General features: G+C 64.7%; 22 protein-coding genes and 2 pseudogenes. 16 read left to right on the forward strand and 8 right to left on the reverse strand.

Annotated features, from left to right (window positions below; genetic code table 11):
• Positions 1-58: 58 nt before the first annotated feature.
• The 6 genes from ACVWW1_RS33800 to ACVWW1_RS33825 form a co-directional block, all read right to left on the reverse strand.
• Complete coding sequence (locus ACVWW1_RS33800; RefSeq protein WP_176534085.1) at positions 59-1,555, reverse strand: sugar ABC transporter ATP-binding protein; 1,497 nt, start codon at positions 1,553-1,555, stop codon at positions 59-61.
• The gene (locus ACVWW1_RS33805; RefSeq protein ID WP_456658867.1) at positions 1,552-2,649 is read right to left on the reverse strand and encodes a hypothetical protein; all 1,098 of its coding nucleotides are present in this window, start codon (positions 2,647-2,649) and stop codon (positions 1,552-1,554) included. The genes ACVWW1_RS33800 and ACVWW1_RS33805 overlap by 4 nt, the downstream gene beginning before the upstream one ends.
• A complete protein-coding gene (locus tag ACVWW1_RS33810) occupies positions 2,646-4,769 on the reverse strand; it encodes an ABC transporter permease (RefSeq protein WP_456658868.1) in 2,124 nt (707 codons plus the stop codon). The genes ACVWW1_RS33805 and ACVWW1_RS33810 overlap by 4 nt, the downstream gene beginning before the upstream one ends.
• Positions 4,770-4,847: 78 nt before the next feature.
• On the reverse strand, positions 4,848-5,864 hold the full coding sequence (locus tag ACVWW1_RS33815; RefSeq protein WP_092122674.1) for a sugar ABC transporter substrate-binding protein: 1,017 nt from the start codon (positions 5,862-5,864) through the stop codon (positions 4,848-4,850).
• A gap of 41 nt (positions 5,865-5,905) precedes the next feature.
• Positions 5,906-6,877, reverse strand: a complete 972-nt coding sequence (locus ACVWW1_RS33820) for an ABC transporter permease (RefSeq protein ID WP_456658869.1) — start codon at positions 6,875-6,877, stop codon at positions 5,906-5,908.
• Between the two features lie 19 nt (positions 6,878-6,896).
• Positions 6,897-7,604, reverse strand: a complete 708-nt coding sequence (locus ACVWW1_RS33825; RefSeq protein WP_176535260.1) for a TetR/AcrR family transcriptional regulator — start codon at positions 7,602-7,604, stop codon at positions 6,897-6,899.
• A 495-nt stretch (positions 7,605-8,099) separates the two neighbouring features.
• Between ACVWW1_RS33825 and ACVWW1_RS33830 the strand changes: the two genes are divergently transcribed.
• From ACVWW1_RS33830 to ACVWW1_RS33905, 16 genes and pseudogenes are all read left to right on the forward strand, one after another.
• Positions 8,100-8,795 carry an STN domain-containing protein gene (locus ACVWW1_RS33830; RefSeq protein WP_456658870.1) on the forward strand — a complete coding sequence of 232 codons (696 nt, stop codon included), beginning with the start codon at positions 8,100-8,102 and terminating at the stop codon, positions 8,793-8,795.
• A complete protein-coding gene (locus ACVWW1_RS33835) occupies positions 8,792-9,520 on the forward strand; it encodes a TonB family protein (protein ID WP_456658871.1) in 729 nt (242 codons plus the stop codon). The genes ACVWW1_RS33830 and ACVWW1_RS33835 overlap by 4 nt, the downstream gene beginning before the upstream one ends.
• Before the next feature lie 202 nt (positions 9,521-9,722).
• Entirely contained in the window at positions 9,723-10,265 is a 543-nt protein-coding gene (locus tag ACVWW1_RS33840) for an RNA polymerase sigma factor (protein WP_456658872.1), read from the forward strand.
• Between the two features lie 459 nt (positions 10,266-10,724).
• The gene (locus ACVWW1_RS33845) at positions 10,725-11,705 is read left to right on the forward strand and encodes a FecR family protein (RefSeq protein ID WP_456658873.1); all 981 of its coding nucleotides are present in this window, start codon (positions 10,725-10,727) and stop codon (positions 11,703-11,705) included.
• Positions 11,706-11,980: 275 nt separating this feature from the next.
• Complete coding sequence (locus tag ACVWW1_RS33850) at positions 11,981-13,639, forward strand: ShlB/FhaC/HecB family hemolysin secretion/activation protein (protein WP_456658874.1); 1,659 nt, start codon at positions 11,981-11,983, stop codon at positions 13,637-13,639.
• Positions 13,639-15,682 (forward strand): annotated as a pseudogene (locus tag ACVWW1_RS33855) (DUF2341 domain-containing protein). Before ACVWW1_RS33850 ends, ACVWW1_RS33855 begins: the two are co-directional and overlap by 1 nt.
• Before the next feature lie 5 nt (positions 15,683-15,687).
• Positions 15,688-16,092 carry an ExbD/TolR family protein gene (locus ACVWW1_RS33860; protein ID WP_092122695.1) on the forward strand — a complete coding sequence of 135 codons (405 nt, stop codon included), beginning with the start codon at positions 15,688-15,690 and terminating at the stop codon, positions 16,090-16,092.
• A gap of 20 nt (positions 16,093-16,112) precedes the next feature.
• Complete coding sequence (locus ACVWW1_RS33865) at positions 16,113-16,646, forward strand: hypothetical protein (RefSeq protein WP_456658875.1); 534 nt, start codon at positions 16,113-16,115, stop codon at positions 16,644-16,646.
• Positions 16,643-17,434, forward strand: a complete 792-nt coding sequence (locus ACVWW1_RS33870) for a TonB C-terminal domain-containing protein (protein ID WP_456658876.1) — start codon at positions 16,643-16,645, stop codon at positions 17,432-17,434. Before ACVWW1_RS33865 ends, ACVWW1_RS33870 begins: the two co-directional genes overlap by 4 nt.
• 99 nt (positions 17,435-17,533) lie before the next feature.
• Positions 17,534-19,398: pseudogene (locus ACVWW1_RS33875) on the forward strand (putative porin).
• A gap of 2 nt (positions 19,399-19,400) precedes the next feature.
• On the forward strand, positions 19,401-19,994 hold the full coding sequence (locus tag ACVWW1_RS33880; RefSeq protein WP_456658877.1) for a hypothetical protein: 594 nt from the start codon (positions 19,401-19,403) through the stop codon (positions 19,992-19,994).
• Entirely contained in the window at positions 19,991-21,040 is a 1,050-nt protein-coding gene (locus ACVWW1_RS33885) for a peptidylprolyl isomerase (RefSeq protein ID WP_456658878.1), read from the forward strand. The genes ACVWW1_RS33880 and ACVWW1_RS33885 overlap by 4 nt, the downstream gene beginning before the upstream one ends.
• Positions 21,041-21,053: 13 nt before the next feature.
• Positions 21,054-21,584, forward strand: coding sequence for a YbjN domain-containing protein (locus tag ACVWW1_RS33890; RefSeq protein ID WP_456658879.1), 531 nt, complete (start codon positions 21,054-21,056; stop codon positions 21,582-21,584).
• A 144-nt stretch (positions 21,585-21,728) separates the two neighbouring features.
• The gene (locus tag ACVWW1_RS33895; protein WP_456660738.1) at positions 21,729-22,511 is read left to right on the forward strand and encodes a lytic transglycosylase domain-containing protein; all 783 of its coding nucleotides are present in this window, start codon (positions 21,729-21,731) and stop codon (positions 22,509-22,511) included.
• A gap of 342 nt (positions 22,512-22,853) precedes the next feature.
• Positions 22,854-23,036 (forward strand): hypothetical protein, encoded by a 183-nt coding sequence (locus ACVWW1_RS33900; RefSeq protein WP_210285514.1) that lies wholly within the window; start codon positions 22,854-22,856, stop codon positions 23,034-23,036.
• A 100-nt stretch (positions 23,037-23,136) separates the two neighbouring features.
• Positions 23,137-23,328: an MJ0042-type zinc finger domain-containing protein gene (locus ACVWW1_RS33905; protein ID WP_050406106.1), complete on the forward strand. Its 192-nt coding sequence runs from the start codon at positions 23,137-23,139 to the stop codon at positions 23,326-23,328.
• A 146-nt stretch (positions 23,329-23,474) separates the two neighbouring features.
• Here the strand turns inward: ACVWW1_RS33905 and ACVWW1_RS33910 are convergent, their stop codons facing one another.
• Together ACVWW1_RS33910 and ACVWW1_RS33915 are read right to left on the reverse strand one after the other, a co-directional pair.
• Positions 23,475-23,639 (reverse strand): helix-turn-helix domain-containing protein, encoded by a 165-nt coding sequence (locus ACVWW1_RS33910; RefSeq protein WP_456660739.1) that lies wholly within the window; start codon positions 23,637-23,639, stop codon positions 23,475-23,477.
• On the reverse strand, positions 23,575-24,516 hold the full coding sequence (locus ACVWW1_RS33915) for an AraC family transcriptional regulator (RefSeq protein WP_456658880.1): 942 nt from the start codon (positions 24,514-24,516) through the stop codon (positions 23,575-23,577). Before ACVWW1_RS33915 ends, ACVWW1_RS33910 begins: the two co-directional genes overlap by 65 nt.
• Between the last annotated feature and the right edge of the window lie 254 nt (positions 24,517-24,770).

Below are 24,770 nucleotides of genomic sequence, written 5' to 3' on the forward strand. Positions count from 1 at the left end.
AGCGGATGCTGCATGACAGCGAGCGGCGAGCCGGCCGCGACGCATGGGCGTTGCCACCTCAATGGATCGCTGCGTACATGATCTTTTCCTCGGTCGCCTCGACCGCCGAGAATTCCTCGACCACCTTGCCCTGGCGCGAGACCAGGATGCGGTCGGAGAGGGCCATGATCTCGGGCAGATAGGATGAGATCACCACCACCGCCTTGCCTTCGTCGGCGAGCTGGTTGATCAACTCGTGAATCTCGACAATGGCGCCGACGTCGACGCCGCGGGTCGGCTCGTCGAAGATGATCAGCTCGGGCTCCTGCACCAGCGACTTGGCGATCACCACCTTCTGCTGATTGCCGCCTGAAAGCTCGACCACCTTGGCTTCGTCGCCGATGGCGCGGACCTTCAGCCGCTGGGTCCAGGTCTTGCCCACCGTGTTGGTCTCGCGCCGCGACAGCATCATCCGGCCGGCGGGAAACTTCGAGAGCAGGCCGAGATAGATGTTGCGGGCGATCGAGGCGGTCTCGAAGAAGCCCTCGACCTTGCGATCCTCGGTGACATAGGCAATGCCGGCCTTCACCGCCGGCGCCGGAACCCGGTAGCGCACCGGCTTGTCATGCAGCAGGATCTCGCCGCCATGGAAGAAGTCGCGCTTCAACACACCGGATACGATCTTGAACGTTTCGGTGCGGCCCGCGCCGACCAGGCCGAACACGCCGGTGATCTGCCCGGCGAACACCGACAGCGAATTGTTCTTTACCATCGGCGCCATCTTGAGATTCTGCACCGTGAGCACGCGCGCCCCGGCGGGCCGCACGCTGGTCTTCCTGGCGCCGTACAGCGTGTTGGAAAGGTCGCGCCCGACCATCGCCTGCACGATCGCGGCCCGATCGAACTTCGCCGCATCGTCGGTGATGACGTGCTTGCCGTCGCGCAGCACGGTGATCCGGTCGGCGAGCAGCAAGGCCTCTTCCAGCGCGTGCGAAATGAAGATGATCGAGACGCCGCGTTTCTTGAGGTCGCGGACGAGGTCGAAGAAATACTTCTTCTCTTCGGGCGTCAGCGACGCGGTCGGCTCGTCGAAGATGATGACCTTGGCCTTGTGCAGGACCGCGCGCGCGATCTCCACCATCTGCTTCTTGGCCGCGCCAAGCCCGCTCACGGTCGCGGTCGGCGTCACGTCGAAATTCAGCGATTGCAGGAATTGCTGGGCGGCGATGTAGATGCCGCGCAGCCGGTTGTAGAACTTCTCCTGGCCGAGAAACAGGTTCTGCGCCACGGTCATGGTCGGCACCAGGCTGTTCTCCTGGAACACCATGGCGATGCCGAGATTGCGTGCCTCGAGCGGCGTGCGCGGCGCGACGTCGGAGCCGTCGACCGTCATGCTGCCCGACGTCAATGTCACGACGCCGGCCATCACCTTGGTCAGCGTCGACTTGCCGGCGCCGTTCTCGCCGACCAGCGCGTGGATCTCGCCGCGGCGAAGCTCGAAGTCTACGCCCTCGATGGCGGGCACGCCGGCGTAAAGCTTGGTGGCCTTGCGCAGCGAAAGCACGGTGTCGCTCATGAGCCGACCTCCTCGGCGAGCCCGGCGAGGGGCAGTTTCAGCACGCGGCCCGGTCCCTTGGCGATCAGCACGAGGTCGCTGCCCAGCTCGAGCGCCGCGACGACGCCATGATTGATGCCGTCGACCCGGCTGTGCAGCGAATAGAGCGGCTTGCCGTCTTCGCCGAGCCGGATCACGAGGCCGTAGGAACGCGGCGGCGCCCACGGCTTGATGACGCCCATCGTCTTGATGTGCGCGCCCTGCATCGGCTCCTTGAACGAGAAGCCCGAGCGCAGCCGCGGCGCCACCCAATAAGCCGGCTCGATCTCGGCCATCATGCGACGGCGATAGGCGGGCTCACGCAGCACGAATTCGATCAGCTGGGTGCGTGCGGTGAACGCGGTGAGCCAATAGCCGCCGCCGGTGGCCTTCGACAGCCGCGACGGATAGACCGGCAGGTGGCCGAGCACGATCTGCGGCGGCCTGCCATCCGCAACGAGCACGAGACGATGCCGCCAGCTTTCGCTGACCAGCGCGCCATCGCCGCGCGCACAGGCGCCGAAAGCGTAGCCGAGCTTTGAGGCCAGCGGCTTCACCGAGCGGGACTTGGGATCGAGCCGGAACACGCGGCCGCTCCGGTTGAGCTCCATCAGGTCACGCGCCCAATCGTCGACGCCGCAAGTCGTCGAGCCGTCGGTCGCGATCAAGGCCCCGTCGTCCGCCAGCGTCAACGCGTTGATCGCATTGAAAGCGGCGTCGCTGAACTGCACGCTCGGCTCGCCCGATGAGGGATTGGCGTAGAGGCGCACCTCGCGGCCGCCGAGCGCGACGGCGAGGCCGCCGTCGGCGAGCGCACAGAGCGCCGAAATCGGCTGCTCGAAGCTGCGCAGCTCGGTCGCAGCGCTGCCGTCGAGGCGCAGCAGACGCCGGCCGTCGGCGACATAAAGATTGCGGCCGTCGGTTGCGAGATCCTGGGGCGCCTCGCACTCCAGCAAGGTGGTCGCGGCCTCCAGTTTCTGGTTCGGCTTGAGCGCGCCGTCGAACGACGGCACGGTGATGGTGGCCTCGCCGCGGCCGAGAAAGCGGTTGGCGAATTCCCTGACGGCCGCGATCACGACGCTTTCCCCCAACGCTTGTCATACTGCACGAAGTTCGGGTCTGCGTTGGTCAGCTTGTAGCGGCCGATCCGGTTGTTCATGATGCCGCCAAGATAGAGGTAGCCGCGATGCTCGCGCATCGAGGTGATCATCGGATGGTTCTCGCCGCGCAGATCCCAGAACGATTCGAGGATCTTGCCCTGCTCGTTGAACTTGACGACGCAGCCGGTGTTGATGTTCGGGAACAGCCACTCGTCGACCGGGACGCGCTTGGCCATGCGGCGGCGGAATCCCGGCATCTTCCAGGCGAGGTCGAGCGAGGGGCTGCGCATGCCGACCAGCGCCAGCCAGTAATTGCCGTCGGAGGCGAGATTGATGTTGTCGGGATAGCCCGGCAGATTGTCCATCACCACCTCGACCAGGCCCTTCTTCGGTCCCGCGAACCACAGCCGCTTGATCGAGCAGCCGAAGGTTTCGGCGAACAGGATCGACTGGCCGTCGCTGGCGACGCAGATGCCGTTGGGGAATTTGAGGCCGCGCAGCGCCGTATGCGTCGCGCCGGTCTTGGTGTCGTAGCAGATGATGCGGCCGTTGCCGCGCGCCTCGAGGCCGTCGATCGGCCATTCATCCATCTCGTAGCGCACGGTGGCTTCCGAGAAGAAGATCAGGCCGTCATCGGTGATGTCGAGGTCGTCGGCCAGCCGCAGCCGGCTGTCGTCGTTCACCGAATGCATGCTGCGATTGGTCTCGTCGGTCGCCTTCTCCACGGTGCCGTCGGGCGTGATCCGGTACAGGCCCATGCCGCCGATGCAGACATAGAGATTGTCCTGCCGGTCGAACGCCATGCCGAGCGGCTGGCCGCCGATATGGGCGAACACCTCCATGCGCTGATAGTCGGGCGCGAAGAAGCGCATGATGTCGCCGTGGCGCGAGCCGGCGTAGAGATTGTCGTTGCGATCGAGGATCACGTCTTCCGGCGCCTCGATGCGGCCGAGGCCGATCAATTCGACGTCGCGCAGCTTGTCGTTCTGCTCGAACGGACCGCCCTGGCCGATCTCGGTCGCCGGCGGTGGCGGCAACGCGTGATAGGTCGGCGCGACATAGACCTTGCTGATGATGCGGGTGCGGTTCTTCTGCCAGCGGATGTCGACCATCGCGGCGATCAGCAGGATGCCTGCGAGCGCCATGCGGTTGATGCCGCCGCGGGCATTGAGCGTGGTCAGGCCGTTGGTGATCAGGAGCACGATCAGAACGCCGACCAGCGATTTGGCGACCGAGCCCTTGCCGCCGCCGAGCGTGATGCCGCCGAGCACGGTCGCGGTCAGCACGATCACCTCGAGGCCGACGCCGATGTCGCCGCCGACGGTGCCGAGCCTTGCTGCGAAGAACAATGCGGCGATGCTGGTCAGCACGCCGCTCGCGACATAGCACAGCGCGATGGTGCGGCGAACCGGAATGCCGGAATTGTAGGCCGAACGGCGCGAGCCGCCGATCGCGGTGATGTGCCAGCCCGGGCGCAGCCGCGTCATGAAGATATGGCCGAAGATCGCGATCGCGATGTAGACCAGGGCGACGCTCGGAATGCCGAACACGTCGCCGCCGCCGATGAAATTCCAGGACGGGATGTCCGGGAAGGCCGCGGCGATCGAATTGGAGTAGCGCTGGATCAGCAAATCGAACGCCGAACGGTAGATGATCAAGGTGATCAGCGTGGTGATGAAGGCGCGGAGCCGAAGATATCCGATCAGGACGCCGTTGACGGCGCCGAGCAGCGCGCCGCAGGCGAGGGTGGCGACCACCACCGCAGGCACCGGCCAGTTCAGCACGTCGAGCAGATAGAGTGCGCAGAAATCCGTCAGCGCGAAGATCGAGCCAACCGACAGATCGATGCCGCCGACAATGACCACCAGCGCCATGCCGAGCCCGATGAAGCCGATCTCGCCGGCCTGCCGCGCAGTGTCGGCAAGGCTCGCCGGCGACAGGAAGTGATCGATGGAGCGGCTGAGCGCGAAGCCGACGATCAAGAGCAGGATCACCGGAATGGCGGTCTCGGTCCAACGCTTGGACAGGATCTCGCCGAGGAGATGATCTGGCCAATAGCGGTAACGCAGGCTCGTCAGGGTATCGCGCATCGGCATTCCAGCAAGGCGTTCGATTTTGGGAGATGAACGTCCCGGGCGGGATGCGCCCGGGACGTCCAGCGGGGAATGGCCGGGCTATTTCTTCAGGTCACTGAGATTCCAGCACGCGGTCTGGCTGTCCGCGTTCTCCTTGGTGATCGGAATCAGGGTGGTGTATTCCGAACCCTTGATCGAACCGGCCTTGGCACCCGACGACAGCAGCCATTTGATGGTGCCTGCCATCTGCGCCGCCTGGGTCGGCACGTCGTAGCTCAGGTTGAGGTCGAAGGCGCCGGACTTCACGAGCTCGCAGGCGCCCTTGCGCTCGCCGCCGCCGGAGGTCGCGACGAACACCTTGCCGGTCAGGCCGGCTTCCTTCACCGCCGCCGCGGTGCCGATGTCCATGCCGTCCCAGAATCCGACGATGCCGCAGAGATCGGGATTCTGCTTCAGCACCGTCTGGGTGATCGCCTTTGCCTTTGCGGCATCCCAGTCGGCCGCCTGGCTCGAGACCACCTTGATCTCCGGATGCTTGGCGAGCACGTTCTCGACGCCCTTGAGGGTGTAGGCGCTGGCCGCCGCTGACAGCGCGCCCTGCACGATGGCGATCTTGTTCGACTTGCCCTGGCAGGCCTTCACCACGGCTTCAGTGTCCTTTTCGCCGATCTCGATCCAGTTGGCGCCGACGAAGGCCGACGAGCGATAGGCCGATCCCATGTTGATCTGGATGACGTAGATGCCTTCGTTCTCGGCGCGCTGCAGCAGCTTGGCGTAGGTCTGCACGTCCGGATTGTGGATCACCATCACGGCCGGCTTCTCCGAGATCAGCGAGGTCACCGCCTGCGCGCCGGCATTGGTGTTCCAGTTGGGATCGCGGATCTCGAACTTGACGCCGAGCGGCTCGAGCTCCTTCTTCATGCCGGCGTACCAGCCTTCGGTGAGGTCGAAGTTCATGGCGACCGGAACGTAGGCCACCGTCTTGCCGGCGAGCGCCTCCTTGAACGGCTTCTGGAACGGCTCGTCCAGGCCCTGCTGGGCCAGAGCCGGTGCGGCGATGGCCGCGAGCCCGAGCGCTGCGGCGATCACCTTGGCAGTCCTGACAGCGTATTTCATTGCTTCCTCCTTGGTCGTGATTGATCGTTCTTTGATTTGGTTCAGATGTCGCCCTGCTGTGCGGTTTCTTCGTTGCGCGGATTCAGGAATGAATCCGTGATGACGGCGAGCAGCAGGACGACGCCCTTGACGAGGTTTTGTCCGGCGTAGGAGATGTCCATGATCGTCATGCCGTTCAGCATGGTGCCGATCAGCAGCGTTCCGATGATGACGTTGAGCACGCCGCCGCGGCCGCCCGACAGGCCGATGCCGCCGAGCACGACGACGAGAATGACGTCGTAGATCAGGGTCGAATTGAAGACGCGGGTCGGCATCGAGTTGACCGACGCCGCCATCACCAGGCCTGCAAAGCAGCCGATCAGGGCCGCGACGATATATTGCAGCACGATGATCGGCCGCGAGGGGATGCCGGTGACGCGGGCCGCATAGGGATTGTCGCCGATCGCGTAGATGTAGGCGCCCCAGCGCGTCTGGCGCAGCAGGAAGGCGACCACCACGCAGGCGATCGCAAACATCACGATCGAGGTCGGGATACCGAGGATGGTGCCTTGTCCGAGCCGCTCGAAGCCCTGCATGCCGTCGCTCCACTGCACGACGTCGAGCTGAAACAGCGCGGCCTGTCCGAGGCCGGCGAGCAGCAGGCCGGTCGCCAGCGTCGCAAACAGCGAAGGGACTTCGGCGTAGGCGATCAGCCAGCCATTGACCAGGCCGAAGGCGATCGTGAGCAGCACGGCCGTCAGCAGCGAGGCCGGCAGCGAGTGGCCGTTCTGCACCATCTGCAGCACGAGCCCCGGAGGCACCGCGAGGGCTGCGATCAGCGAGATGTCGATGCCGCGCCCGATCACGACCAGCGCCATGGCAAGCCCGAGAATGCCGAGCACCGCCACGTTCTGCAGCAGCGTCAGCATGTTCTCCGGCGTCAGAAAGCCGCGCAGGAAAATCGAGAACGCCAGAAAGAGCACGGCGAATACGGCGAAGACGATCTCCTGTTGATTGAACCGCAATCGCTTCATTGCCTCGTCCTTCCTGCTGCTATGGCTGCGCCGTCGGCCTGGATCTCGTGCGGGAGCCGGTCGCGACGCGGCCGGGCCGCGTCCTGCCGGCGACCGCGGCGTCGACGAAGGCGCCGACGGCGTTGATGTAGGCCTCGATCGAGGTGCCGCGTCTGCGGTACTTCGCGCGCTTGACGTACCAGTCCTGCAGCAGCGGCTTGATCAGCGATGCCGTCAGCGTGACCTGGTCGATGGCGAACACCCCGCTGGCGACGCCTTGTTTGAGGACGTCGGCGATGATCTTCTCGGTCATCACCTCCATCTCGATGGCGCGCTGGCGCTCCGCGGGCGGAAACGACTTTGCTTCCATGAAGGAGAACACGAACCAGGGCTGCATCGCCTCGCTCATGCGAACGTGGGTGGCGATGATCCAGTGCAGGTGCTTGCGTGCATCCTGCTTCACGTTGGCGGGCGGCGCGGTGAGGACCTCGGCGGCCGTTTCGGCGACCTCGCCGAGGATCATCGACAGCAGCGTCGGCTTGCTGTCGAAATAGGTATAGAGGCCGCCCATGCTGAGGCCGGACGCCTCCGCGAGCTGGCGCAGCGTGGTGGCGTGAAAGCCGTGCTTGTTGGACAGCGTCAGCGTCGCGCCGATGATGCGCGTGAGGTTCGGAACGGCGAGATGCGGCTTCTGGACCCGGATGGAATCCCGATGGCGTTCGAGAATGCGTGCGCAAAGCACGTCCATCGCGAACGCATTCGTCCCCGGCCGCTGACGCGCGAGACCCACGTTGCCTCCCTGGCTATGTCCCCGGATCATTTCATTTGGTTGCCGATCCGGGCCGGGCTTTGCGCCCTTGCTCAATTCCTAGCCCACGAACCGCGGTTCGGAAAAGGGGGATGATCAATTTTTCTGAGAGAGCGCTCGCTCGTTTTTTGGGCCGCGCCGCGGCGCTTGCCTGGAGCCCAGCGCCGCTCCGGCGCTGTTCGGGAACTTTTCGCGCTGAAAGGTCAGCACAAATTCCCGTCACTCCGGCCGATCATGTCGCCGGTTAGACGGCCGTCACATTCCAGATATAAAGAACGCAGGCTCGCTGGCCGGAAGGTCAACCCGCACAGACATGCTGGCCGAATTTCACCCACGGTTACTTTGGGCCGAAGCAAGGTTATGACGGCAGTTGGATCATATGGTGCACGCGCGGGCGCTGCGATCGGCGCTGACGCTCGGGGAGCCACCGCGAGGTTGCGGCATCTGTTCGGGATTTGCGCGACGCTGTTGATCGGCGGCATTTGCGCGGTCGCCGCGCAGCAGCGCGAGATCGTTGCCACATCCACGCCGATCGACTTCAACATCCCGTCCCAGCAGCTTGCAAGCGCGCTGCAGGCTTATGGCGAACGCACCGGCGTGCAGGTGCTTTACGAGAGCAACTCGGCAACCGGCCGGAAGTCGGCGCCGGTCGAAGGGACCCTCACGCCTGGGGAAGCATTGAACCTGCATCTGAAGGGAACCGATCTGAAGGTCCAGTACATTCGTCCGGACGCCATCACACTTGCTTCGCGCGCCGCGCGCGCCGACCATCCGCCGGCGAGCCCGCTTGCGACCGCGGATCTGTCGCTCGGCACGCTGCGGGTGCGGGCGACCAGTGACGGCAACGATACCGGCGCGCTGCGCGACTACAGCGAAAGCCTGCAGCTCGACCTTCAGAAAGCGTTGCAGAAGAATATCGGGTCTCGCGGCGGCAGCTATCAGCTCGTCGTCGATCTGTGGATCGATTCCTCGCGTACGATCCAGCGAACCTGGCTGTTGCGATCGACCGGCGATCAGAGCCGTGATGCCGCCGTGACCGCGGCGCTGCAAGGATTGACCGTCAGCCGAACGACGCCTGCGAATGCGTCGCAGCCGGTGCGGATCGCGATCCGGGTGAAATCGTTCCAATGAGCGACAACGACACCAGCGGAGCGGATGGCGTGCGCGGCTTGAGGCCGATAACGCTGCTGTTTCATCCCGAGGATCCGAGCGCGTGGACCTCGGGCGAGGTGCTGCGTCTGCTTCTGGTGCCGGCGATCGCGGCCCTGTTGTTCGTCGGGGGAATTTACTGGATCCGGTTGCAGCCGCCGGCTGGACAGGCAAGCCGGGAGCAGAGCTCGATCGTCCAGGTTCGGTTGCTGCCGAGCCCATCACCTGCGCCGATTCCGGTTGCGCCCGTGTCGCAGCCGCAAACCGCGACCCTCGCGAGCCTGACCGAGGTGTCCCTGGAGAGCTCCGATCCGCCGTTCGACAATCTGACCGCGGCCCCGGCGCGGGAGCCGATGCCGGCGGAGCCAGCCGTGCCGAGCCTGCTTGCGACGCCGTCGCCCGCCGATGCGCCGCCCAACAGTGTCGCCGTGAAATTTCAGCAGGCGCTGCTTCGTCACGTGGCACGCTACCAGCGGTATCCGAACGCGGCGCGGCTCGGTCGGCTGCACGGGGCGGTCGAGACGCTGTTTTCGATGCAGCGGGACGGCACCCTGCTCGAGGTCTGGGTCAAGACCAGCTCCGGACAGGCGGTGCTCGACAAGGCTGCCGTCGACGCGATCCGCCGCGCGCAGCCGCTGCCAATGATCCCGTCGGCGCTGCCCGACCGCCTCAACATTCAGATCACTTTGGTCTTCGACCCGGCCTGATCCAATTGCGCGGGCCCCTTCGGCTTCGCAAGCGCGAGCGGCAGTTCATTGTTTGGATGTGACCGCGATGCAACCAGCTTGCGTGTCGTTCGGTGTCGACTTGTTGCCGTCATAAATATGTTGTGCGCGGCCGTTACGAGACGGGCAGCTTCAAGAACAATTCAATCTGGATATCGGGCTGGTGTCTGGGAGGCCGCGGAACGTGGCTGAAATCAATCGAGTGCGGCTGCGGGGCCAGCTTGCAGAGAACTACGACGGGCTGGTCAAGAAATTGACCCGCCGTCTGGGATCGTCGGACTTCGCGTACGAAGCCCTGCACGAGACGTTCCTGCGGCTGGAGCGGGTCACTGACGCCGTGCCGATCCGCAGCCCCGCCGACTATATCTTCCGTATCGCGATCAACATCGCCCGGGATCGCCAGAAGGCGCAGAATCTCCGCGTCAGCGCGGCCGAAATCGATTCATTGCTCGACGTCAGCGACGACGGACCGAGCCCGGCGAGAATCGTCGAGGCGCGCTCCGATGTTGATGCCTTCAAGCGTGCGTTGGCCGAATTGCCGGAGCGGCCGCGCGATGTGCTCTATAGTATTACGATCGAGGGACGGACGCCGGGCGATGTCGCGACCCGCCTCGGTGTCAGCGTGCGAACGGTGGAAAGCGATTTGAAGTTGGCCCTGAGCCATTGTGCCGATTGTCTCGATTATACTCTGATCCGTCGTCTCGGCGGTCCTCGTCCCCGCACGTGATCCCGCCGTGGCCGCGACGCGCGCTGTCACGCGGAGCCGGCCGTCGAAATTTGTTGCCGGAACTATTTCCAACAACTGCAGGCGCTTGACCTGAGATCAGGGGGCACAAGTTGCAGGATTTTCAACCTCTGTTCTGCGGGATAGCGGGCTTTCCGTCATCTATAGGGTAGAGAGCGATCTCATAAGGACCGTTTGGGTACCTGGGAAAGGTTCGCCGGAAGTGTTGCGCCGCCTGAAAACACGTGCAGGCCTGGTCGGCCTGGCATGCGATCGCCGCGAGGACTGCCGGCACGCGACCCGGTGCAAGCTGCGATTGCCGGATGTTTCTGGTTGCGTTGTGCCCAACGGCCGATTGCGGTGCCCTGCTGCCGTCGGAATCGTCTATATAGCGACCTTCGCTATGTGCTCGACGCGATTGGGAGGTTGAGGTTTGGCGAGCAGGGTGATGAGCAATCCGTCGTGACCGAGCCGACCCGCACTTCCGGGCCCGATCCGTTGCTGGACGAGGCGCTTGACTGGGTTGTTCGGCTGAAAGCCGGCGCGCCGACGCGCGCCGATGTCGACGCGTTGCAACGTTGGCGCGCGCAAAGTCCCGGCCACGAGGAAGCGTTCAGGCAGGCTGCCCGGCTGCTTCGCAGCGCCAGCGCCGCGGCCAAGGAGCTTGCCGACGAAACGGCCTCCGCCTCCGTCGTGGCGTTGCCGTCCCGACCGTCGCGCCCTTTGACACGCCGCATCGTGCTCGGTGGCGCGATCGCGGCCACAGCCGGCTACGTGATGATCCGCCCGCCACTCGACATGTGGCCGTCGATCGAGGAGCTCTCGGCCGACTACCGGACCGGAAAGGGCGAACAGCGCAAGGTGATGCTGGCCCCCGACATCTCGGTCGAATTGAACACCCAGACTAGTCTCGCGCTGCGGCCCACGCCAAACGAGACGCGGATCGAATTGATTTTCGGCGAGGCCTCGGTGGCCGCCCGAAGGTCGTCGTCGACGCCGCTGGTGATGTTGGCACGCGACGGACGCATCAGCACGCTGCAGGCCGATTTCAACGCGCGCTGCCTCGATGGCGTCGTTTCGGTGACGTGCCTCGACGGCATCGTCACCGTCGAGCAGGACGGCCGCTCCGTGCAGCTTCGCAAGGCAGAGCAGGTCACCTATTCACGCGCAGGCCTGCAGGCGTCGCTTCCGGTCGATGCCAGGCAAGTCGCGGCCTGGCAGACCGGATTGTTGATCTTCCGCGACCGGCCGCTGGCGAGCGTCGTCGACGAAGTGAACCGGTACCGCGCCGGAAAAATCATCATTACCAACGCGGAACTGAAACGCCGGTTGGTCAACGGCACTTTCCAGGTCGACAAGCTCGACAATTTTGTCGCCCAGGTCGAGCAACTGTTCGGCGCGCGGATCACATCGCTGCCTGGCGGTGTGGTGCTGATGAGCTGACGACATTCGCCGAATCGGCGCCGCGCCGTTCGATTTCCTAACAAACCAAAAATTTCTTTTGCGCCGCCGCAGATTCTTTTGCGGGTTTGCGTTCGTCCAGTCGTCTTCAGAGTAAGGCGTCGTCATCGCGGCCTTCCTGTCGCGATGGCGCGCGTCTGCGCGAAGTAAGTGGGACGTCTGTGCGTAGTCGAAGAGATCACCGGGTTTTCGGGCATCGTCAGCGATGCCGGATCGGGTTGCGGGTGTCGGCTGCGGCACTCACCGTGGTTGGCTCCGTGGCAGCCATCGTTCCGGCGCGTGCGGCGAAGGAAGCAGCGAAAGATGCGGCTACGGCCGCAGCGCCGGCGGCGGACAAGCAGCCGGCGCAGGCGAATGCACCGGCGCAAAAGCCGTCGGCGCCGCTGCAGCGCTTCGACATCGACGACTTCGCCGTGCAGGGCGCCGATAGACTGCCGCAGGTCGAGATCGAGGAGGCGATCTATCCGTTCCTCGGTCCGAACAAGACCTCGGAGGACGTCGAGAAGGCGCGGGCCGCGCTGGAGAAGGCGTATCACGACAAGGGCTTCCAGACCGTCAGCGTCGCGGTCCCGCAGCAGAACGTGACCGGCGGTGTGGTCACCCTCAAGGTGACCGAGCTGAAGGTCGGGCGCCTGCGGGTGAAGAATTCGCGTTATTTCGATCTCGATCGGATCAAGGACAGCGCGCCTTCGCTGAAGGAGGGCACCGTTCCCAATTTCGGTGACGTCACCAAGGACATCGTGTCGCTCAACCAGTGGCCGGATCGCCGCGTGACCCCGGCGCTGCGCGCCGGCGTGGCGCCGGGCACCGTCGACGTCGATCTCAATGTCGAGGACAAGGCGCCGTTCCAGGCCAGCGTCGAAGCCAACAACCGGCAATCGCCGTCCACCACGGCGAGCCGCGTCTCCGCCACCGTGCACTACGACAATCTGTGGCAGCTCGGGCATTCCCTGAGCTTCACCTATCAGGTCGCGCCGGAGCGCCCGAGCGATGCCGAGGTGTTCTCCGGCTCGTACATGGCGCGGATACCGAACGCCGATTGGCTCAGTCTGCTGTTCTACAGCGTCAAGTCGAACAGCAATGTCGCGACGATTGGCGGCACCAATGTGGTCGGTCCCGGCACGATCATCGGCGAGCGCGCCGTGATCACGCTGCCGACGCGCGAGGGCCTGTTCCACACGCTGTCGGTCGGCATGGATTACAAGCATTTCGACCAGACCGTGAAGCTCGGCACCGACGGGTTCTCGTCACCTGTCACTTACTATCCCGTCGTCGCGACTTATGGGGCGACGTTCCAGGAAGAGAAGTTCACGACGCAGTTCAATGCCGGCGTCACCTACAACATTCGGACGCTGAGCAGCCCGTGGGACGAGTTCGACGCGAAGCGCTTCAAGGCCTCGCCGAGCTTCACCCACCTCAACCTCGACGTCTCGCATACCCAGGAGCTGCCGGAAGGGTTCCAGCTCTACGGCAAGGTGCAGGGCCAGATTGCCGACGGCCCGCTGGTCTCGAGCGAGCAGTTCAGCCTCGGCGGTCTCGATACCGTTCGAGGCTACCTCGAGTCCGAGGTGCTCGGCGACAACGGCGCGGTCGCCAATTTCGAGCTGCGCACGCCCAATGTCGGCGGCATGCTGCAAGGCGAACTCAAGAGCGAAACCGGCGACGGCAAGCCGCGCTTCATCACCTTCAACGATTGGCGCTTCTTCACGTTCTTCGATGCCGGTTACGCGTCGATCCAGCAGCCGCTGCCTGATCAGCAATCGTCATTCGTCGCATGGAGCTACGGCCTCGGCACGCGATTCAAGACCTTCGAATATTTCAACGGCATGGTCGCGCTTTCGGTGCCTGGGGTCGCTCAACAATACACGCACGCAAACAGTCCGCGCGTGAACTTCCGAATCTGGGGTGAATTCTGATGGGGATGGGTCTTACTCTCGAGCGGGGCACGCGCCGGCCGGCGCTGCGTCGAGGCATTGCGAACGCCGCGACCGCATTGTTGTTCGGGTTCGTCGCCCTGGTGGCGTCGCTCGCGCCGGCCAATGCGTGGTGGAACGACGAATGGTCGCTGCGCAAGAAGATTACGGTCGACGCCAGCGCGTCGGGCGCCAACGTCACCGATCCGATCGGCGGGGCGCCGGTGCTGGTGCGGCTGCATGTCGGCAACTTCCGCTTCAACTCGGCGAAGGACGACGGCAGCGATCTGCGGTTCGTCGCCGGTGACGACAAGACGCCGCTGAAGCATCACATCGAGAAGTTCGATTCGCTGCTTGGCGAAGGCCTCGTCTGGGTCGCAGTGCCGAACATCGCGCCGGGTGCGCGGACCGATATCTGGCTCTATTACGGCAACAAGAAAGCGCTCGCGACCAGCGATCCGAAGGGCACTTACGATCCGGATACCCTGACGGTCTATCACTTCAACGAGCGCGGTACGCCGTCGATCGATTCCTCGGTATGGGCCCAACAACGCCCAAAGCGTCGGCCAGCCGGCGGACGGTTCGCTGATCGGGACCGGCTTGCGGCTCGACGGCCGTGCGCCGGTAACCGTGCCGGCCTCGCCGTCGCTCGCGTCGCCGGATGGTGCTGCCTTGACCTGGTCGGCCTGGATCAAGCCGGCCGCCTTGCAGCCCAACGCCGCGCTGTTCAGCCGGCGTGACGGCGCCAACGCGCTGGTGGTCGGTGTCGACAATGGCAGCCCGTTTGTCGAAGTCACCAACGCGGGTTCCGTGCAGCGCTCGGGCGCCGGAGCGCCGGTGGCGGCCGGCAGCTGGCATCATGTCGCCGTCGTTGCCGGAAACGGTCAGGTCACGCTCTATCTCGACGGCGTATCTTACGCCGCGCTCAGCGCGAGCCTGCCCGCCCTCAATACCGTTGGCCTGATCGGAGGAGACTCGTCGACCTCCAGTGCGTCTCCGATCGCGCCTGCGACGGCCCCGTCCGCAGCAACACCATCAGTGCCCCCCCCTGATGCGTCGGCTGCGGACGGTGGCGCCGCGCCCGCGGCGACGCCGGATGCAGCGACAACGCTGGCACCGGCGCCTGTAGCCGCCGCGATGGCCGGCTTCGTCGGCGACATCGACGAGCTGCAGATCAGCAAGGTCGCGCGGCCCGCCGGACTCATCAAGGTGATGGCGATCGGGCAGGGCCCCGACCAGGCCAAGCTGATGGCCTTCAGCGTCGACGAGGAGACTGCAAGCTGGCTGTCCGGCTACTTCGCGGTGATCCTGAAGTCGGTGACGCTCGACGGCTGGGTGGTGATCGGCATTCTCTTGATCATGGCCGCGGTCAGCTGGGTGGTGATGTTCGACAGAGCCTCGTATCTCAGCAAGCAGGCCAAGGCGAATGCCCAGTTCATGAAGGGCTTCCACGAGATCGCGGCCGATCTCACCATGCTGGATCGCGGCGATGCCGACGACATCTCGACGCTAGGCGGACGCCTCACCGAGGCTGACGCCAAGATGATGCGCTCGTCCTCGCTCTACCGCATCTACCACATCGGCGCCGCGGAAATCCGCCACCGCTTCAGCAACTCGCAGCGCGCTCCGGTGCTGTCGGCGGTCTCGATCGCGGCGATCCGCGCGGCGCTTGACTCCGGCGTCGTCAAGGAGATGCAGCGCCTCAACCGCCTGATGGTGGTGCTGACCATCGCGATCTCCGGCGGACCGTTCCTCGGCCTGCTCGGTACCGTGGTCGGCGTCATGATCACCTTCGCGGCGATCGCGGCGAGCGGCGACGTCAACGTCAACGCGATCGCGCCCGGCATCGCTGCGGCGCTGGTCGCAACCGTCGCCGGTCTCGGCGTCGCGATCCCGGCGCTGTTCGGCTACAACTACCTGATCTCCCGGATCAAGGACCTGACCAACGATATTCAGGTCTTCGTCGACGAGTTCGTGACCAAGATGGCGGAATTCTATTCCGCCGACCGGCCGGACCCGATCGAACACCGTATCGCTGCGGAGTAACGGCCATGCAGATCCAGGCCGACTCCAAGCCCTATGACGACATCAACATCACGCCGATGCTGGACCTCGCCTACGTGCTGCTGGTGATCTTCATCATCATGACGACGGCGACCGTGCAGGGCCAGAAGGTCAATCTGCCGAAAGCCTCGGCGGCGCCGAGCCTTGCGACTCAGACCACCAAGGCGATCACGGTCGCCAATGACGGCAAGATCTTCCTCGACACCATACCGGTGACCCTGGCCGAGCTCGAGCAGCGGCTGATCCAACAGAAGGCGCTGACGCCGGAATTTCCGGTGGTGCTGCGCGGCGATGCGCAGGCCCAGTACCAGAGCGTGATGGATGTGTTCGATCTGCTCAGCCGTATCGGCCTGAGCCAGGTCGGGCTCGCCACCAAGCCGCTCGTGAAGTGAGCCAGTCGGGAAGCGACGCCATGATCACGCAGCCATCACCTTTCCCGCTGACCGAGCGCAGGACGCTGCGGTCGTGGCTGAGCGGCATGATGCGATCATTCGATCACGGCTGCGGTGCCGCGGACGTCACGCGCGCCGAGCCCGTTTCGCAGGTGTCGATCCGCGCCGGTATTGGCGCGGAGCTCCCCGTGTTGCCGGTCGCCCCGGTTGGGCGCGAAGAGCCGCGCGGCGAGGTGGTGGCATTTCCCGTTCATGGCGAGGCCTTGCTGGTCAAGCTCGCTGATCTGTTGCGCCGGCGCGTCGCCGGCCGCGAGCCTGCCGACAATCCGCTGTGGCTGACGATCTCGCGATGCCCGTGGACCCGCCTCTCGATCGACGCGACCGCCTATGTCGACTATCTGAGCGATGTTGAGACCTTTCACGCAGCGATCGAAGCAGGCCCCGACACCAAGGTCATCCTGAAGACCATGGACTTCGACGCGCTTGCCAGCTTCGTCATGCAATACGTCAATGACAGGCTGCTCGACCGCGCCTCGGTGGAGGCCGCGCCATGAACGCGCCGATGCGGGAGAACGCGCGTGCCGCGCCGCCAGCCGACGATCACGATGTTGCCGTCGCGCCCGCAACAGCCGCGGCGCTGCCGACGGCTGCCCGGAAGGGCGAGCGCAGTGCGCTGCTGCGCTACGGCGCGGTGGTGGCGGTGGTCGCGCTGTTCCTTGGCGGCATCGTCTATTTCTTTCTCGGTCACGACGATCTGCCGCCGCCGCGTCAGGTGCGGGATCTCACCATCGTCAATGTGACGCTGCCGCCGCCACCTCCGCCTCCGCCGCCACAGCCGCAGCCCGAGCAGAAGATGATCGAGCAGCCCAAGATGGCGGAGCCCGAGTTCAAGGAAGAGAAGCCGGTCGACAAGCCGAAGGACGAGCCGGCCAAGGATGCCAAGAACGACGAGCCGCCCGGTCCGCTGTCGCTCGATGCCAAGCCGACAGGACCCGGCGATCTGTTCAATCTCGGCGGCAAGCCCGGCGGCAACCCGTATGGCGGAGGCGGCGGCGGTGGCAGCCGCTGGGGTTGGTACACCACGATCATCACCTCGCAGGTCGAGGCGGCGATCCGCGCCAATCCGAAGACCCGCAACATGGCGACGCAGATCCAGGTGCGGCTGTGGGTTGATGGCTCCGGCCACGTCACCCGCGTCGTCCTGACGCCGTCCTCCGGCAATCCGGAGATCGATGCGGCGCTTCGCAACGAGGTGATCGGCAGCCTGACGCTGCGCGAGCCGCCACCCAAGGACATGCCGATGCCGGTGGTCACGCGCGTCACCGCGCGACGGCCGAGCTGACGAGACCGACTGACGAACGACCAACCTTCGAAATTCAATGTGCGAGTGAGAACTGGGGGACTGATGTTTAAGAAATGAGCTCACGCAGAATGGCGCGCGTTGCCGCTTGCGGTGTCGCTGAGCGCGCTCGCCTGCGCAACGCCGGCCGTGGGCCAGACCGCGGACCAGGCCGTCGAGCAGGGTCCCGCCGCCGCGGCAAAGCGGACTGACGCAAAGAAGCCAAAGGTGTCGAGCACCAAGCCGACATCGTCAAATGCCACCGTCAATCTCGTCAACCTGCTGGTGCAGCAGGGCGTCCTCAAGGAGGAGCAGGCCCAGGCGCTGATCAAGCAAGCCGAGGACGAGGCCTATGTCTCCCGCCAGGCCGCCAAGGACGCCACGACCAAGGCCGACGACGCCACCAAGGCGGCAACCGCCGCCGCCGCGGCGGCACAACCGCCCGGCACGCGGCACGTCACCTACGTTCCCGAAGTCGTCAAAAGACAGTTACGGGAAGAGATTAAGCAGGAGGTGATGGCCAAGGCGCAGAAAGAAAACTGGGCGTCGCCCGGAACCTACCCGGAATGGGCGCAACGCATCCGCTTCTACGGCGATGCGCGCGTTCGCTATCAGGGTGCCTATTTCCCGACCGGCAACGACCAGGCCGGCGCGGCCAACTACAACGCGATCAATACCGGGTCGCCATATGACATTTCGAGCACTGCGTTTGGTCCGACCTACGACGCCACGCAGGATCGCAACCAGTTCCGCTTCCGCGGCCGGCTCGGCATGGAAGCCGACCTGCTGTACGGGTTCACTGCTGGCCTGCGCATTGCCACCGGCGAGAACAGCTCGCCGGTGTCGACCAACCAGACCCTTGGCGGTGGTGGCGGCAACTTCTCGAAGTATGGCGTCTGGCTCGATCGCGGCTACATCAACTGGCAATCTTGGGGCGACGATCTGAGGATCTCGGCGGGTCGCATCGACAATCCATTCTGGTCGCCGACCGATCTGGTCTGGTACAAGGAGCTCGGCTTCGACGGTTTTGCCGTTCAGGCCAAGCACGAGGTTTGGGAAGGCTTCACGCCGTTTGCGGTGGGCGGTGCGTTCCCGATCTACAACACCGATTTCAATGCCGGCAGCAATCTACCGGCCGATCCGAGCAACCTGAACTCGCCGCCGAGCAAGTTTGCCAGCCACGACAAGTGGCTGTTCGGAGGCCAGGTTGGCTTCAATGCCCGGTTCAGCCCGGAATACTCATTCCGGTTCGGTGCGTTGCCTTCTACGACTTCGACAATGTTCAGGGCCAGTTCTCGAGCCCCTGCAGCGTCTCGTCCGCATCTGACGTCTGCGACACCGACCTGACCCGGCCGTCGTTCGCGCAGAAGGGCAATACCTATTTCCCGCTGCGTAACATCATCGTCGATCCACCGGGCACCGGTAACAATGGCGGCACGATCAACCAGTTCGAATATTTCGGATTGGTCAGCCAATATCGGCCGGTCGTTGTCAGCGGACAGCTCGATCTCGGACAATTCCATCCGACCCACATCGTGCTCGACGGCGAGTATGTCTACAACACCGCGTTCAGCCGCTCCTTCATGAACGCGGCCGCGGCAACCTACGGGGTGCTGATGAACAACCGCGGGCCGAGCCCGGATGGCGGCACCACGCCCGGCGCGTTCAACGGCGGCAATCAGGGTTGGCTCGGCCGCGTCACCGTCGGCAACAGGGAGATCAAGCATCTCTGGGATTGGAACGTCCACGCCGGCTACAAATACCTGGAATCCGACGCCACCATCGATGCCTTCGCGGATTCCGACTTCGGCCTCGGCGGCACCAATCTCAAGGGCTATTTCGTCGGCGGCAATATCGGTCTCGGCGAGAATGTCTGGGCGACCTTGCGCTGGATGAGCGCCAACAGCATCGCCGGCAGCCCCTATGCCGTCGACGTCCTGCAAGTCGACCTCAACGCCAAGTTCTGACCATGCGCATCGCACTCTTCGTCCTGATGATGGTGATCGGAGCATTGAGCTCCGGCACCGCATTCGCCCAGTCCGAGACCGACCGCCTGCGCGACGCCCTGCGCAGCGCGACGGCGCAGACCCGTGCGCTGGAAGACCAGCGCACGGCGTTGCAGGCCAAGGTCGCCGACGCCGATCGCGAGAAGGCGGCGGCCAAGAAGGAGGTCGACGACCTCAAGGCGCAGCTGAAGAAAGCCGACAAGGAGCATCGCGACGCCGTCGACGAGTTCAATCAACGGCTCGCCGAACGCGATGAGACGCTGGAGAAGTGGAAGTCGGCTTACGAAGAAGCTGCCACGGTCGCCCGCACCAAGGACGCCGAGCGGGCCAAGTTCGAAGGCGAGGCCACCGCCTACAAGGCCAGCACCAAGAGCTGCGTCGCCAAGAACACCCAGCTGATCAAGGCCGGCCAGGAGATGGTGCAGCGCTACAAGGATCTGACCATCGGCGAGATCGTGGTCTCGCGCGAGCCGATGATTCAGCAGCGCCGCGTCGAAATCCAGAATCAGCTGCAGGAAAGCCAGGACAAGTTTCTCGATCAGAAGGTGAATCCATGACGACCGCCCTTATTGTGAAGCCGCTTCGGTCGATCGGTCTCGCCGCCGCCGTCGCAGCTTTCGTTGCGCCGCTCGATGTCTCGGCGCAGACGCAGGCCCAGACCCAGGCTCCCGCGCCGCGCGCCGTGCAGGCTCCGGTCAGGAAGCCGCAGCCACAGCGTGCGGCACAGGCGCAAGCTGCCGCCACGCCCGCGCCGGTCGCGGCTGCGCCGAAGCCCGCCGCGCCCGAGAATGTCATCGCGCGGGTCGGCGAGACCAACATCTCGGCCGATGATCTCCGGAGCTATGTCGCAGCCCTCGCGCCGCGCGAGCAGGCTGCGCTGGCCAAGGATCCGGCCATGCTCAGCCAGGCGGTCCGGCTGCTGCTCGCGAACCGCCTCGTGCTGCAGGAGGCGGTGGCGAAGAAGTGGGATCAGCAACCTGCCGTCGCCGCGCAGCTCGACCGGGCACGCGAGGGCGCGGTGGTCGAGCTCTACATGCAATCGGTGTCGACGCCGCCGGCCAATTTCCCGAGCGAGGACGATTTGCAGAAGGTCTACGAGGCCAATCGCGCCGCATTCCTGATGCCGCGGCAATTCCAGCTCGCGCAGATCTTCGTCGCCGCTCCGAAGGAGGGCGACAAGGCCGCCGAGGACAAGGCGAAGCAGGAGCTCGACGACGTGCAGCGCAAGCTGAAGGCGCCGGGAGCCGACTTCGCGGCGATCGCGCGCGGCGACAACAACGCCGCCAAGGATGCCGGCGACCTCGGCTGGGTTGCCGAGAGCCAGATCCGTCCGGAGATCCGCAACCAGGTGATGGGGCTCGCCAAGAACAGCGTGTCCGAGCCGATCAAGCTCGACGACGGCTGGCACATCATCAAGCTGCTCGACACCAAGGCGTCCTATACCCGCACCTTGCCGGAAGTGCGCGACCAGCTGGTGCTGCAGATCCGCTCCGAGCGGTCGAACATGATGCGGCGGGCCTATCTCGCCGAGCTGCTGAAGCAGCATCCGCCCGTCCTCAACGAGCTTGCACTGTCGAGCCTGCTCGACGCGTCGAAAAAGTAATACGGAGATAGAGATGTCCGAGATCATCACCAAGCTCACCATCGACGGATTGCGCGACAGCTTCCAGAATGTCGGCTATCGCGTCGAAACGCTGACCGATCCGGTCGCCAACACGACCTATCTGCGCTCGGCGACGGCGGGGCTTGGCTTCGAGATCCGTCCAGGAAACCAGCTCGTCGGCGAGGAGCAGAGTTTTGTCGACGCCACGCTGGTCACCACGCTTCAGGTGCAGGGCGAGCTGCCGCTCGACCTCGTCAATCGCTGGAACACGACGCGGCGATTCGGGCGGCTGCAGTTCAGCCAGCCGTTCCTGATGTTCTGCCTCGATGTCTCCGTCGCCGGCGGCGTGGCGCCGAACTTTGTGCGGGCGCAGATCGAGGTCTGGGACCGGCTGGTTCAGGAGCTGATCGCCTATCTGCGCGAGGAGCTGCCGAAGATCGTCGCCCGCAATGCCGCGGCGGCTGCCCCGCAGCCGAGTGCGCCGGCCCAGCAGCCGGCGCATGAGCACGCCGCGGAAGCGGGGGCTGTTCCCACGATCCAGTAGATCATGCGGACACGCGACGATCAGGGCCGTAAGCGACCGATGAATGACGGTGCCTCAACGATGAAGGCGGGCAGCCTCAGCCGATGGCGGAAGCTGCTTGATCCTGCTCGTCACCGGGGCAGCCGCATCGCAGCCGGCGGTCTTGTGCTCGCGCTTTGTCTTGTTCAGCCCGCCCATGCCGAGGGAGAGACGCCGGCGTCGTCATTCAGCACGCGCTTTGCCGCCGTCGAGTCGGCAGACCCTTCAGCTGACGCGACGGCAAAGCCGCCGGCCGAGGCGACGACGAAGCCGGCCGCGCCGGCCAAAGATGCGGCGAAGGACGCCGGCGGGAAGACAATCCCGCCTCCGCCCGTGGGCCAGCCCACGGTGTCGGACGCGCGCATGCGCTATCGCGCGCTGATCGAGAAGGAGGCGACGGGAAGCGGGCTCGCGCCCGAGATCGCCGAGGCGGTGATGGGCGTGGAGAGCGGCTACAATCCCGACGTGATCGGCGGTGTCGGCGAAATCGGGCTGATGCAGCTGCTGCCGTCGACCGCGCGCATGCTCGGTTTTTCCGGCTCGCTTGCCGAACTCGCGATTCCCGAAAACAACATTCACTTCGGCGTCATGTATCTTGCGCAGGCATGGCGCCTTGCCGGCGGCGACCTGTGTACCGCGGTCATGAAGTACCGCGCAGGTCATGGCGAGACCCGCTTCTCCTATCTGTCGGTGAATTATTGCGTGGCGGTGCGCGCCCGGCTGTTTGCCCGCGGCTTTCGGGTGACCGGCACCGTACCGGTCGCGACCTTCGGCGAACCGGGCCGTGGCGGTGGCGGCGGATGTGGCCGTAAATGTCTCGGCGGCGGCGGACGCATCGGCCGCGTCGATCTCGTCGCGCTCAACACGCGGCTCAATGCGCTTGTGATCCAGGCCCGGGGAGGGAAATAGCAAGGCCGCGCCGCCCGCATTCATATCGTTACCTTGATATCCTCGCTTGATATCTGCCCTTGGCTTCCTATCGTTTGAAACAAGTCTGGTTCTGCAAGGAGCAGTACCGATGAAAGTGATCATGTTGGCGGTCGCCGTTGCCGGATTGTCGGCGATGCAGGCGCAGGCGCAGCACAACACACGCCGCTGCCGGAAATTGTCGTCGGCACACCGCCGCCGGCGCTCAACCTTAACCGCGACGCCAGTGGCGGCACCGGCCGGGCTGCGGCAAGAGGTGGCGGCGCCGGCGCGCCGGCCGAGCGCTGCGGCGATGCGGCCTCGCTTGGCTGCATCAACGAGCGGTTGAAGAAGCAGGTCGATCAGGTCAATCCGCCCGTCACCAACACGCCGCCGATCGACGCGAAATCGCAGGACCTCAAGGTGGGCGTGGTCAACGTCCCGGCGGTGCAGCAGCAATATGGCCGCAACTTCGGGGTCTCGGCGTTTCCCTACCGCCCGCCAGCACCCGTTTACAGTCATCGATAACGTCAGCGAAGACACCGTCTGTTTCGCACAGATCGTGACGCCGTCACATTTCTGACGATGGGCATATGGAAAATAGAGAGAGCAACGGTTTGCTGATTCCATGCGAAAATCTGACGTGACGTGCCCCCATTGCCAGGCCGGCTATCGCCGGATCGAATTGACGTCGAAGGGCGGCATCGCCGGCGAGTTTCGATGCCTGGTGTGTGACCAGTTGATCGAGCTGATGGACGGTTCGACCGACGTCGCCTTTCGGCTGACCGTGCAGCCGGGCAAGACGTCCTACGCTTACTAGAGCCTTTTCCGCTCGGATCGGAGCGGAGCGGGCTCTAGATTCTTGTTTGACGCGTTTTCTTCACGCGAACCGGTCTCCACTTCGCTCGAAAACGCTCCAGCGCCGACGTCCTTGCAAGCGAGGCGGTGAGCGATCGCGGCCCGCAATCATTCGCCGCGGATATCGCTCGGGGCCTTGTTGGTCCAGCGGTGAAACGCACGCCTGAAGTTTGCTGCATCGCTGAAGCCGAGCGCCAATGCGATGTCGTCATTGGCCAGCGTCGTGCTGCGGAGATATTTCAGCGCAATCTGGGTCCGCAGCTCGTCGTGCAGCCCCCGGAAGGAAAAGCCCTGCTGACGAAGCTGGCGGCGCAACGACCGCGTCGTTCACGCCGAGCAGCTTGGCGATCGCCTCGAAAGTCGGGGGATTGGCGATGTCGCGAAGCAGGATGGCGCGGATTTTTCCGGCCACGCCGGTCCGCAATCTCAAGTCTCCGAGCAAGGCGTCGCAGAGGGCGACGATGGTCGGGTACGTCGTCTTGTTGCCGAGATCGGCTCTCCGGTCCAGCAACTGCGCCCTGAAGACGATCTGGTTGGCCGGCTGATCGAAGCGCACCGGGCACCCGACATGATCGAGCGGAAGATCGAAATCCTGTGCCTGCGGATAGGCGAGCGTGATTTCAAAGGGAGCGAAGCTTGGTCCCATGATGTCGCGCATCAGCGAAATGTGGATGCCGATCTGCATCTCGGCGACGAACCGGTACAGCGTGGAATCGGCAAGTGCGTGCAGATTGGGTTCGATGGTCCATCTCGCATGGGCCTTGTCCTCGCTGAATTCGATCGTCGCAAGCGGCGCGGCGAGCGCGTGGTAGCGCATCGCGAATTCCATTGCCTTGCGAAAGTCCGGGCAGCACAGCAGCGCATAGCCGTACATTCCGTAGGTCGAGATGTGGATCGATGCGCCGATGCGATAGGGCAGGTGACGGTCGGTCGACAGGCTCAGCGCGTTTTGACAAACCGTCATCAGCTGCGTGAGCGAAATCCGCGCCTGCGGTGAGTGGACATCGGCCAGCGGAACGCGGGTGTCGCGCAGGATGGCGTCGGCCGGGACGCCGGCGCCGGCCAGCATGTCGAAGACGGCGCCAAGCTTGGTCGTCTCATAGACCTTGTCGCCGGTGCCGACGGTCAGGACATCGTTGCGGGAGCCCACAGGCCTCTTCAGTCGCGTGGTTGGTTGCAAAGTGAACCAGCCTTTCCTTCGGTCGGAAAGCAGTGCGCCGCAAACCTGGCCCGAGTGGATTTCCGTTCGCGAGCCCTTGGAACATAGCCGGTTCGCGCCAAAACCCAAGACTCATCAATGGGCCTCCCTTGCTGCGCAGCAGCAAGACCATCGCCATTGACGAGAGCAACTTGTCCGGTTGAGACCCCGCCGATGTCCGTTTCGGACCTTCACAAATCTCGGGC

Source organism: Bradyrhizobium sp. JR3.5 (genome assembly GCF_054057015.1).

What these genes read in the sequence shown, in the direction of transcription:
- ACVWW1_RS33815 (WP_092122674.1), bottom strand. Translation starts at nt 5,864, where the DNA reads ATGAAATACGCTGTCAGGACTGCCAAGGTGATCGCCGCAGCGCTCGGG.
- ACVWW1_RS33835 (WP_456658871.1), top strand. Translation starts at nt 8,792, where the DNA reads ATGAGCGACAACGACACCAGCGGAGCGGATGGCGTGCGCGGCTTGAGG.
- ACVWW1_RS33810 (WP_456658868.1), bottom strand. Translation starts at nt 4,769, where the DNA reads ATGCCGATGCGCGATACCCTGACGAGCCTGCGTTACCGCTATTGGCCA.
- ACVWW1_RS33820 (WP_456658869.1), bottom strand. Translation starts at nt 6,877, where the DNA reads ATGAAGCGATTGCGGTTCAATCAACAGGAGATCGTCTTCGCCGTATTC.
- ACVWW1_RS33825 (WP_176535260.1), bottom strand. Translation starts at nt 7,604, where the DNA reads ATGGACGTGCTTTGCGCACGCATTCTCGAACGCCATCGGGATTCCATC.
- ACVWW1_RS33865 (WP_456658875.1), top strand. Translation starts at nt 16,113, where the DNA reads ATGATCACGCAGCCATCACCTTTCCCGCTGACCGAGCGCAGGACGCTG.
- ACVWW1_RS33905 (WP_050406106.1), top strand. Translation starts at nt 23,137, where the DNA reads ATGCGAAAATCTGACGTGACGTGCCCCCATTGCCAGGCCGGCTATCGC.
- ACVWW1_RS33880 (WP_456658877.1), top strand. Translation starts at nt 19,401, where the DNA reads ATGCGCATCGCACTCTTCGTCCTGATGATGGTGATCGGAGCATTGAGC.
- ACVWW1_RS33885 (WP_456658878.1), top strand. Translation starts at nt 19,991, where the DNA reads ATGACGACCGCCCTTATTGTGAAGCCGCTTCGGTCGATCGGTCTCGCC.
- ACVWW1_RS33870 (WP_456658876.1), top strand. Translation starts at nt 16,643, where the DNA reads ATGAACGCGCCGATGCGGGAGAACGCGCGTGCCGCGCCGCCAGCCGAC.
- ACVWW1_RS33860 (WP_092122695.1), top strand. Translation starts at nt 15,688, where the DNA reads ATGCAGATCCAGGCCGACTCCAAGCCCTATGACGACATCAACATCACG.
- ACVWW1_RS33890 (WP_456658879.1), top strand. Translation starts at nt 21,054, where the DNA reads ATGTCCGAGATCATCACCAAGCTCACCATCGACGGATTGCGCGACAGC.
- ACVWW1_RS33800 (WP_176534085.1), bottom strand. Translation starts at nt 1,555, where the DNA reads ATGAGCGACACCGTGCTTTCGCTGCGCAAGGCCACCAAGCTTTACGCC.